The 10308-nt window shown below is 61.1% G+C and carries 8 protein-coding genes and 2 pseudogenes; all 10 read right to left on the reverse strand.

Translation table 11 applies throughout. The features are described 5' to 3' along the window. Positions 1–533 (reverse strand): annotated as a pseudogene (locus ACRXB1_RS20655) (urocanate hydratase); the annotation flags it as partial. Positions 534–791: 258 nt separating this feature from the next. Next, positions 792–2312 carry an HAL/PAL/TAL family ammonia-lyase gene (locus ACRXB1_RS20660; RefSeq protein ID WP_449493061.1) on the reverse strand — a complete coding sequence of 507 codons (1521 nt, stop codon included), beginning with the start codon at positions 2310–2312 and terminating at the stop codon, positions 792–794. A gap of 78 nt (positions 2313–2390) precedes the next feature. After that, positions 2391–3182, reverse strand: coding sequence for an ABC transporter ATP-binding protein (locus ACRXB1_RS20665; RefSeq protein ID WP_062169428.1), 792 nt, complete (start codon positions 3180–3182; stop codon positions 2391–2393). Between the two features lie 17 nt (positions 3183–3199). Beyond that, complete coding sequence (locus ACRXB1_RS20670) at positions 3200–3967, reverse strand: ABC transporter permease (RefSeq protein WP_449493057.1); 768 nt, start codon at positions 3965–3967, stop codon at positions 3200–3202. A gap of 26 nt (positions 3968–3993) precedes the next feature. Next, complete coding sequence (locus ACRXB1_RS20675; RefSeq protein WP_449493058.1) at positions 3994–4716, reverse strand: ABC transporter permease; 723 nt, start codon at positions 4714–4716, stop codon at positions 3994–3996. Between the two features lie 57 nt (positions 4717–4773). Further along, positions 4774–5628: a transporter substrate-binding domain-containing protein gene (locus tag ACRXB1_RS20680; protein ID WP_449493059.1), complete on the reverse strand. Its 855-nt coding sequence runs from the start codon at positions 5626–5628 to the stop codon at positions 4774–4776. A 340-nt stretch (positions 5629–5968) separates the two neighbouring features. Further along, a complete protein-coding gene (nadC, locus tag ACRXB1_RS20685; protein ID WP_174363318.1) occupies positions 5969–6856 on the reverse strand; it encodes a carboxylating nicotinate-nucleotide diphosphorylase in 888 nt (295 codons plus the stop codon). Further along, the gene (gene nadA, locus ACRXB1_RS20690) at positions 6857–7987 is read right to left on the reverse strand and encodes a quinolinate synthase NadA (protein WP_449493060.1); all 1131 of its coding nucleotides are present in this window, start codon (positions 7985–7987) and stop codon (positions 6857–6859) included. A gap of 154 nt (positions 7988–8141) precedes the next feature. Next, a complete protein-coding gene (locus ACRXB1_RS20695; RefSeq protein WP_061998723.1) occupies positions 8142–9338 on the reverse strand; it encodes a DesA family fatty acid desaturase in 1197 nt (398 codons plus the stop codon). Positions 9339–9618: 280 nt separating this feature from the next. Continuing rightward, positions 9619–10179: pseudogene (locus ACRXB1_RS20700) on the reverse strand (RsmB/NOP family class I SAM-dependent RNA methyltransferase); the annotation flags it as partial. Positions 10180–10308: the final 129 nt, after the last annotated feature.

Raw genomic sequence — 10308 nt, forward strand, 5'->3', positions numbered from 1 at the left:
TCGCCGCCCATGCCGCCCAGGCCCGCCGTCAGGATCCAGCGGCCTTTCCAGCTACCGTTGAAATGCTGGCGCGCCGCTTCCACGAAGGTTTCGTACGTGCCCTGCACGATCCCCTGGCTGCCGATGTAGATCCAGCTCCCGGCCGTCATCTGGCCGTACATGAAAAGGCCCTTGCGGTCGAGCTCGTTGAAGTGCTCCCACGTCGCCCATTTCGGCACGAGATTCGAATTCGCGATCAGCACGCGCGGCGCGTCGGCGTGCGTCTTGAATACGCCAACCGGCTTGCCCGATTGCACGAGCAGCGACTCATCGCTTTCCAGGCGTTGCAGCGTTTCCAGGATCTTGTCGAGGCATTCCCAGTTGCGCGCGGCGCGGCCTATACCGCCGTACACAACCAGCTTGTCCGGGTTCTCGGCGACTTCGGGATCGAGGTTGTTCAGCAGCATCCGGTACGGCGCTTCGGTAAGCCAGCTCTTGCACGTAAGTTCGGTACCGCGCGGTGCGCGCAGGGGACGTGGGTTGTGGTTTTTCATCGAAGCACTCCTTGGACAGGATTGAAAGTATTCGGTCTCTTGAGGCCGACGCCGCGGCTCTCAAAGCATTGCGCAGGTCGGTCGACAAGTTGTATATACAAGTCTGAATTAAAATAAAGAGGAGCGCAAGTGAAGGTTAACCGATTCGCGTAGGGGTTTACTTTGATGAGGCCGGAACCGGGCGCGGCGCGGCTTGACAGCGGGAAACAATGCAAATGCCGCCAGCAAGTGGCGGCATGAATCTGTCTATACAGCAGTTTAGAAAACTGGCGCAGCCTCGCAGACGAAGGCAACAGCGGCGGCGATATCGCCCGCGAGCGGCCGGTCATCACGATATGGCGAGATCACCGCACGCACGCTCCGGTACACGGCATCCGTCCTGGGCGCGCGCGTCAGGTCGGGGGGCTGCAGGTCGTAGGCCTGCGCCGCGGCAAGCAATTCGATCGCAAAAATCCGCTCCGCGTTCGCGATGATCTCCAGCGCCTTCAGCGCTGCCGGCGTCGCATGGCACAAATGGTCCTCCTGCAGACCGGACGTGATGCCGCCATCGAGACTGGCAGGCATTGCGAGCCGCCGGTTGTGCGCGACCAGCGACGCCGCCGTGTACTGCGCGATCATGAAGCCGGAACACGTGCCGCCGCTATCGGCGAGGAATGCGGGCAAGCCGCTCACCAGCGGGTTCACCAGCCGGTCGATACGCCGCTCCGCCATCGCGGCGACTTCGGCCACGGCCGTGCTCAGGCTGTCCATCGCGAGGCCGATCGACGCGCCCACCGCATGCGCCTGGGAAAACACGCGCGGCGCGGTAAGCGTGCCGGTGACGACGGGGTTGTCGGTAACGGAAGCCAGCTCGCGGTTCACGACTTCGGCGGTGGTCGCGAACACATCGCGGGCAGCGCCGTGGACGTGTGGGATCGTGCGCAAGCTCAGCGGGTCCTGCGTGCTGCGCCCATACGACGCCGCGATGATCCCGCTGTCAGCCAGAAGCTCGCGCAAATGCACGCCCACCACCGACAATCCCGGCGATATCCGCAGCGCAAGGGAGTCGGCATCGAAGGCGGCGGCCTGCCCGCGCAGGTTTTCGAAGGTCATTGCGGAAATGGTGTCGGCCCATTGCAGCAGGCGCTCGGTGCGCGCCAGCGCGAGAGAGGCGAGCCCCGTCACGCACGGCGTGCCGTTGACCACGCTCAGGCCTTCCTTCGCCTCCAGCACCAGCGGTTCGCGCTCGAGTCGCTGCAGCGCGCGCGCCGCGCTGATCCGGCCAGTGTCGTCGCGTACGAACCCCTCGCCGATCAGCACCAGCGCGATATGCGCCATATGACTCAGATAACCGACAGACCCGAATGCCGGCACTTCGGGAATCGCCCCGCTGTCGAGCAGCGTGACGAGCAAATCGACCAGTTCGAGCCGCACGCCTGACTTCCCGTGCGCGAAGTTGTTGACCGCCGCCGCGATGATCGCCCGCGTCTCCTCGCGCCGCAGTGGTTCGCCGACGCCCACCGAGTGGCTCATCAAGATGTTGCGCGACAAAGTCCGCTGTTCGGACGGCGACACGATCACATCGCACAGCGCGCCCACGCCCGTATTCACGCCGTAAGCGCGAATCCGGCGCTCGACGATCTGCTCGACCAATGCGCGCGCATGATCGATCCGGGCGCGTGCATCGGGCGATAAAACCAGCTTCGCGCCGTTCGCAATCCGCGCGATATCGCGCCATCCAAGCGGCGCATCGAGATTCACCACGGCCGATGTATATCCATGATTGAAACCGTTATTCAGTCCGGCGCCGATGACCACGGAATCAATCGATGGCGCCTGCAAAAGGGAACTGGCCAGCACGATAACCTCGCTTGCAGATTAGTTGGCGGTACGTGAATGATGACTCGATACAAACTGCTGGAAGCGTTCCGAGCATCGTCCATTGAAAAGGTCGTCGGGGGGACCTTCGGCATCGACTTGTCCCTGATGCAGGAACATCACCCGGTTCGACACATGCCGCGCAAAGCCCATCTCGTGCGTGACGACCAGCATGGTCCGCCCTTCTTCGGCGAGCGCGCGCATCACGCGCAGCACTTCGCCGACCAGTTCGGGATCGAGCGCGGACGTGGGTTCATCGAAGAGCATGACCTTCGGGTGCATTGCCAGTGCACGCGCGATCGCGACGCGCTGTTGCTGGCCGCCCGACAAATGCGCAGGGTACGCATCGCGTTTTTCATACAGGCCGACCTTCGTCAGCAACTGCTCGGCTTCTTCAACGCACTCGGCACGCGTGCGCTTTTGCACACGCAGCGGCCCTTCGATCACGTTCTGCATCACCGTCATGTGCGACCAGAGATTGAAACCCTGGAACACCATGCCGAGCTGCGAACGAATCCGGTCGACCTGCTTGCGGTTGCCGGGCTGCAGACGTCCATCGCGGCCCCGCTTCATTTCGATGGCTTCGCCCGCCAGTTTCACTTCGCCGTCATCCGGCGTTTCAAGCATGTTGATACAGCGCAGGAACGTGCTTTTGCCCGAGCCGCTCGCACCCAGGATCGAGATCACGTCGCCTTCGTGCGCATCGAGGGAAATGCCCTTGAGCACGTGCGCATCGCCGAAAGACTTGTGGATGTTGCTCGCGGAGAGCGCAATGGAGCTGCTGGTGTTCATGAGTTTCTCCCTCCGATTCAGGAATCGATATGCGTGTTTGGCACCGTCGTTGCCTTGAGCGATGCAGGCACAGGTTTCTTCGATACCGTTTCGTTACGATCACGCAGATGCGGCGAGAGCTTCTTTTCGAGCATCCCGAGCGCCCGCACGATGATGAAATTCAGCACGAGATAAATGGCCGCGGCGCAGATGAAGACTTCCATGGTCCGGTAGGTTCGCTGGATGATCTGCTGCGCGACGCCGGTCACGTCCCAGACGGTGACGAGACTTGCGAGTGCCGTCGATTTGACAAGCAGCACGGCTTCGGTGGAATACGCAGGCAGCGCATAGCGCAGCGTGATCGGTGCGATGATCCGGCGCAGCACCGTCCAGCGCGACATGCCGCATGCGAGCGCCGCTTCAATCTGGCCATGCGGCACGGACTGCAGACCGCCACGGATGATCTCGGCGGTATAACCTGCGGTGCACAACGCCAGCGAAAGAATCGCGCACGCATAAGGCTCGCGAAGCACAGGCCAGACGATGCTCGCGCGGACCGCGGGAAATTGCCCCAGCCCGTAATAAACAAGGAACATCTGGATCAGGAGCGGCGAGCCGCGAAACACCAGAATGTACGCGCGCGCAAACCGGTTTATCGCCCAGTTGGGGCTGACGCGCATCGCGACGATCACGAGCGAAAGCAGGCCACCCACAATCAGCGAGGCGGAGAAAAGCCCGAGTGTGGTCGGCACGGCGGCGAGGAGTTTCGACAACGTATCGCCGAGAAATTCGAAATCGATGTTCATGGTCGGATTCTCTTGGTACGTTCGTCTTAATGGCGCGCAAGCGTGCTGCGAAACGACCGGCCGATGCGCGCTTCAGCGCGATCGAAGACACGGTTCGACAGGCTCGTGAGGATCAGGTAAAGCGCCCCGCCGACCACATAGAACGTGAAGTACTGATGCGTCGATCCGGCCGCGACCTGGCTCGTGCGCATCAGTTCGGCGAGCCCCGTCACCGCGATCAATGCCGAATCCTTCAGGCTCAACTGCCACACGTTGCCGATCCCCGGCAGCGCAAAACGCACGACTTGCGGGATCAGCACGCGGCGCCACAGCGTCGGCGTGGACATGCCAATGGCGCGCGCCGCCTCGATCTCGCCACGGGACACGGCCAGCACCGCCGAGCGGTAAACCTCCGCCTGATAAGAGCCCGAAATCAGCCCGATGGCAAGCGCGCCGACCACGAACGGAGGCACACCGATAAACCCGTCCGCCCCGAAAAACTGCCCGACGGCGGTCACGACAGACGAGCCGCCGAAGTAGAAGAGATAGATGATCAGCAGTTCGGGAATGCCGCGAAAGAGCGTGGTGTACGCATCGCCGATAACCCTCAGCGTGCGGCTGCGCGACAGTTTCGCGGACGCGACCATCGCACCGAACACAGCGCCCACGGCCAGCGCGGCGATGGTCAGAAGCACGGTCATGAGCAGCGCGACCAGCAACGCGCTGCCCCACCCTTGCTCGCCGAAGCCGAGTAAATGAACCAGATTCATCTTTTATCTCCTGCGGTGTTGCATCGTCCTGGGGGCGTTGATCAGGCAGCGATCAAATCAAGGCGTGGCGTCGACCTTCATCCACTTCATGGAAAGACGCTTGACGGTGCCGTCGGCGAGCGCCGCGGCGATGCCTTCGTCGAACTTGGCCTTCAGGTCCTTGTCAGACTGGCGGAATGCGAGCGCTTCGCCCGGACCCCAGACCGGTCCCGAGATCTTCGGTCCTGTGAAGGCCAGGCCCTTGTTTTCCGGCTTGGCGAACGCCGATGCCCAGTAGGTGCTGTCGTCGAAGGCGACATCGATGCGGCCTGCCACCAGATCCAGGTCATGCTCCGGCGCGGTTTTGTACTCGCGGATGGTGGCAACGTCCTTGAAGTTCGTATCGATGAACTTCGTGTACACCGTGCCCGACTGAATGCCGATGGTCTTGCCCTTCAGCGCCACGCGCAATGCATCGACGGTGGTTTTGTCGTGGGCTGCGTCGCCCGTGAGTTTCACGATCTGCCCGGCACCGGGCTGCTTCGCGAGCGCAGCAGGCGCGTCACCGGAAGCGACGAACGCGGCCGGCGTGGATGCGTAAGGCCGGGAGAAAGCGATGATCTTCTCGCGTTCAGGGGTGACCGAGATCGCGTCCATGAGCACGTCGAACTTGCCCGCTTGCAGCCCGGCGATCATGCCGTCCCAGTCCTGCGTCACGAGCTTGCACTGGATCTTGATGCGATCGCACACGTTCTGGATGAGCTCCGGCTCGAACCCGCCGAGTTTGCCGCCGGGCAGCGTGAGGTTCCACGGTTCGTACGCGCCTTCGGTGGCGATCGTGACGGTTTTCCAGTCCTTCGCCTGCGCATTGACGGCGCCGAGCGCGATAACACCAACGGCCACCGATGCCGCCAGTCGAGCCAGCAAGTTCATTTTGCCTGTCATAGTTGAGCCACTTTTCCGAAAATGAGTGATTGACCGATTGGCGAATCGCCAACTTGTATAGACAAGCATGCATTGAACAAAAAGGACTGGCAACGGTTTTTGTTCGCGGGCGCGAAAACCTAGGGAAAATACCGAGCGGCTTGACGGACAAGGCTTACGGGGAAGTTACGGGGATTAACGGAATGAATTCGGCGGAAAAACAGCGCACTTCGGGGGGAACGTCGCAAAGTTGTCTAGACACGACATTGTGCGAGATCATTGTGCGAGATTCAGGGAAAAACCTCGATCATGGCGCGTTGCACGCCATGATCGTCATGGACTCAACGCGTTATTCCAGACGCATCGAATAATCCGTGGCGCGCACATCCTTCGTCAATGCGCCAATCGAAATCCGGTCCACGCCGGTCTCCGCAATCGTGCGCACGCTATCGAAGTTCACGCCGCCCGATACCTCCAGCACTGCACGTCCGGCCGTCAGGCCGACAGCGTCGCGCATGGCGTCGAAGCTGAAGTTGTCGAGCAAAACGGATTCCGCCCGATGCGCGAGCGCGGTCTCGAGCTGCTCCAGCGTTTCGACTTCGATCTGGATGGGCACGCCGGCATTCAGCGCGAGCGCCGAATCCATTGCCGCGCCTACGCCGCCGGCGGCGGCAATGTGGTTTTCCTTGATCAGGATGCCGTCATAAAGTGCGAGCCGCTGGTTCGCGCCGCCGCCGACACGGACCGCGTACTTCTGCGCGAGACGCAGGCCGGGCAGCGTTTTGCGGGTATCGAGGATCTGCGCGCGCGTGCCGTCTATTGCGTCAACAAAGCGCCGCGTCGCGCTCGCCACGCCCGAGAGCAACTGCAGGAAGTTCAACGCATTGCGCTCCGCGGTGAGCAGCGCACGCGCCGGGCCGCGCAGCAACACAACGGGCGAATCAGCACGCATCCGCGCGCCTTCCTGATAAAGCCATTCAACGCGAATCGATTCATCCACGCGCCGCATCACGCCCTCGAACCAGGGCACGCCGCAAAGCACCGCTTCCTCGCGAACGATGATCCGCGCTGTCCTTTCTATCTTCGCCGGGACCAGAAGCCCGGTGCGATCGCCATCGCCGATATCTTCGGCAAGCGCATCGGTCACGTTGCGTGCAAGCGCCTGGTCGAAGGCTGCGCCGTATTGCGCACGGATTTCATCGAATAAAGGGGAAACCAACTGACTGGCAGAAGTCATTCACGCCGCTCCAACGTTTGAAAACAACGAACCATCCTTCGCCAGATCGCCGCTCGCCTGCACACGCTTCTTGTGACGCGCTGCGAAGTCGAGCATCCGGTCGATAGGAACACGCGCCCGTTCACCGGTCGCACGATCCACGAAAATCTCGTTGTTGCCGCGCTCCAGCACCGCGGCGAGATTGGTCAGCCCGTTCATGGCCATCCAGGGGCAATGCGCGCAACTCTTGCAGCTCGCGCTATTGCCGGCGGTCGGCGCTTCGATGAACTCCTTGCCCGGCGCCGCAAGCCGCATCTTGTGCAGAATCCCGAGATCGGTCGCGACAATGAAACGCTTCGCGTCGAGCTTCACGGCGGCATCGATCAATTGCGTGGTCGACCCCACCACGTCCGCCAACGCAACCACGCCTTCCGGCGATTCCGGATGAACGAGGATTTTTGCATCGGGATATTCGGCCCGCAGCAGATCGAGTTCGACGCCCTTGAACTCATCGTGCACGAGACACGAGCCTTGCCACAGCAGCATGTCGGCGCCGGTTTTCTTCTGGATGTACGAGCCCAGATGCCGGTCCGGCGCCCAGAGGATTTTCTCGCCACGCGCGTGCAGGTCGGCGACGATTTCCAACCCGATCGACGATGTCACCATCCAGTCCGCCCGCGCCTTCACAGCCGCGCTGGTATTCGCGTACACGACGACCGTGCGGTCGGGATGTGCATCGCAGAAAGCCGAGAATTCGTCGGCGGGACAACCGAGGTCCAGCGAACACGTGGCGTCCAGATCGGGCATCAGCACGCGCTTTCCAGGGCTGAGAATCTTCGCCGTCTCGCCCATGAAACGCACGCCGGCCACAACCAGCGTTTGCGCTGCGTGGTCGCGCCCGAAGCGCGCCATCTCCAGCGAATCCGCTACACAACCGCCGGTTTCATCGGCGAGCTCTTGCAGCTCGGCATCGACATAATAATGTGCGACCAACACCGCTTTCTCGCGCACGAGCAACGCGCGAATGCGCTCCTTCAACTCGCGCCTCTCGTCCTGCGACGGCGCATCGGGCACTTTCGCCCATGCTTGGCCGATGCCGCACGTCAACCCTTGCGGCAGGTCGTACTCGACGCTTTTTATCGCCTGTTCCATCGCTTGCCTGTCTCCAATCTCGTAAAAACGGCGCGCATGTTGCCGTTCCAAAACGACAAAACCCCGCCAGAGCGGGGTCTCGTAACGTCACGAAATTTTAGCGGATAACAGTGACGAAGGTTTCTGCGTTTCGGGTCGTGGTTCAGACCACTCGTCAGGCGTACCGGCGCAGGCGCGATGCGAAATCCTGCAGCGCCTTGATGCCGCTCTGCTCCGCCCGATGACACCAGTCCTGCAATTGCGCGAGCAGTTGTTCGCGCGACGCATTGGAACGGTCCCACATGGCAGCCAGATCCTGGCGCAACTCAATGTAGGTGCGCAGCTTGTGGTTGTCCGAGAACAGCGCCGGCAATTGCTGGCGTTGCGGCTCGTCGAGACCGGCTTCTTCCTTGTGCGCCCATTTGCGCGCACCGCGCATCAACTGGTATTTATCGGTGGAACCGCCGTCCTTCAGTTTCGACAATTCCTGACGATACGCACGCTTCATGGCCTTGCCGTAACGCGCCATCACTTCATAGCGGTTCGACAAGACGGCTTGCAGCGTGTCGTGATCGAGCACGGGCTTCGATGCCGACAAGCGCGGCGTGGGCGCGATCTTCTTGACCTTGGCCAGCTTGAACGCCGACATGATGCGGATATACATCCAGCCAATGTCGAATTCGTACCACTTGTTCGACAGCTTCGCCGACGTGGCGTACGTATGGTGATTGTTATGCAGTTCTTCGCCGCCGATCAGGATGCCGAGCGGAAAGATGTTCGTGCTGGCGTCCGACGAGTTGAAGTTGCGATAACCCCACCAGTGAGCAAGACCGTTGACCACGCCGGCGGCCCAGAACGGAATCCAGATCATCTGCACGGCCCAGACCGAAAGACCCACGATGCCGAACAGCGCAACGTCGACCACCATCATGATGCTGATGCCGAGAATCGGGTAGCGCGTGTAGACATTGCGTTCCATCCAGTCGTTCGGCGTGCCGTGACTGAACTTGCGCATGGTTTCCTCGTTCTTGGCTTCCGAACGATAAAGCTCGGCGCCTTCGAGCAGGACTTTCCAGATGCCGCGCGTTTGCGGGCTGTGCGGATCTTCTTCGGTCTCGCACTTGGCGTGGTGCTTGCGATGAATCGCGGCCCATTGGCCGGTCAGCATGCCGGTGGTCATCCACAGCCAGAAACGGAAGAAGTGACTGACGGCCGGATGCAGCTCCAGCGCGCGATGCGCCTGGCAGCGATGCAGGTAGACGGTCACGCCGATGATCGTGATGTGCGTCATCACGAGCGTGAACAACAGGATTTGCCACCACGTAAGGTCCAGCAAACCGTTGGCGAGAAATTCAAGCGATGAATTCAGCAAGGCAATTTACCTAAAAGGCGGTGAAATTTAGCCGAACGAAAACAGTATCGACGGCTGTTGGGTGCATGAAAGGATTATGCACGTGGTTCGACGGCATTTTACGTCAAGCGTTCCAAGTCTTTGTGTGCATGGAGGAAATTTTTGATTTCGCGCAAAAGCAACGGGAATTTTGACCGCTGGAAACGCGCTGATTCAAGTGCACTTAACCCCAATTCCGTCGTTTTTCGGAGTTTGACCACGGAATGGCTGTCATTCCGTGGTCAAGAGAGGCAGATACCGCTTATTCGGCGGCGACCTCTTCAACAGGTGTCTCTTTTGCCGGATTCGGGAGGCGTTCGAGCACCGCCGCGAAGAAACCGTCCGTTCCGTGCTTGTGCGGCCACAGTTGGAGGTAGTCGCCAGTATCGAGGTCAATGCGCTGTTCTGCGAGCACATCTTTCGCCGGGACCAGCTTGAACAGCGGGTGCGAGGCGAGGAACTGCGTCACTACGCCCTCGTTTTCCGCCTCGAGCATGCTGCATGTTGCGTAGACGAGACGGCCGCCCACTTTCACGAGCCGGGCCGCACTGGTCAGGATGGATAGCTGCTTCGGCGTCAGTTCAGCGACCGATTCCGGCGATTGACGCCATTTCAGGTCCGGATTGCGCCGCAGCGTGCCAAGGCCCGAACAGGGGGCATCGACGAGAACGCGGTCGATCTTGCCTGCCAGCCGCTTGATCTTGGCGTCGTGCTCGCTGTCGATCAACACCGGATTCACATTCGACAAACCGCTGCGAGCGAGGCGTGGCTTGAGTTTCGCAAGACGGCGGTCCGACACGTCGAAGGCATAGAGACGGCCCGACGGAAACTATTTAGGATGCTCTTAAAAGCGGTCCAGATGCATCCAGCACAGCCGCCTGAGCATGCCTTCCGGTTATGACAGGCGCAAGACGCATACCGTTCCCTCTGATGCGTCGGTGTGAACCCGCAT

This window comes from Caballeronia sp. M23-90, assembly GCF_053574605.1.

Excerpts from the sequence above, each read along its gene's own strand:
- ACRXB1_RS20665 (WP_062169428.1), bottom strand. The coding sequence starts at position 3,182 with ATGAACACCAGCAGCTCCATTGCGCTCTCCGCGAGCAACATCCACAAG.
- ACRXB1_RS20670 (WP_449493057.1), bottom strand. The coding sequence starts at position 3,967 with ATGAACATCGATTTCGAATTTCTCGGCGATACGTTGTCGAAACTCCTC.
- ACRXB1_RS20675 (WP_449493058.1), bottom strand. The coding sequence starts at position 4,716 with ATGAATCTGGTTCATTTACTCGGCTTCGGCGAGCAAGGGTGGGGCAGC.
- ACRXB1_RS20680 (WP_449493059.1), bottom strand. The coding sequence starts at position 5,628 with ATGAACTTGCTGGCTCGACTGGCGGCATCGGTGGCCGTTGGTGTTATC.
- nadC (WP_174363318.1), bottom strand. The coding sequence starts at position 6,856 with ATGACTTCTGCCAGTCAGTTGGTTTCCCCTTTATTCGATGAAATCCGT.
- nadA (WP_449493060.1), bottom strand. The coding sequence starts at position 7,987 with ATGGAACAGGCGATAAAAAGCGTCGAGTACGACCTGCCGCAAGGGTTG.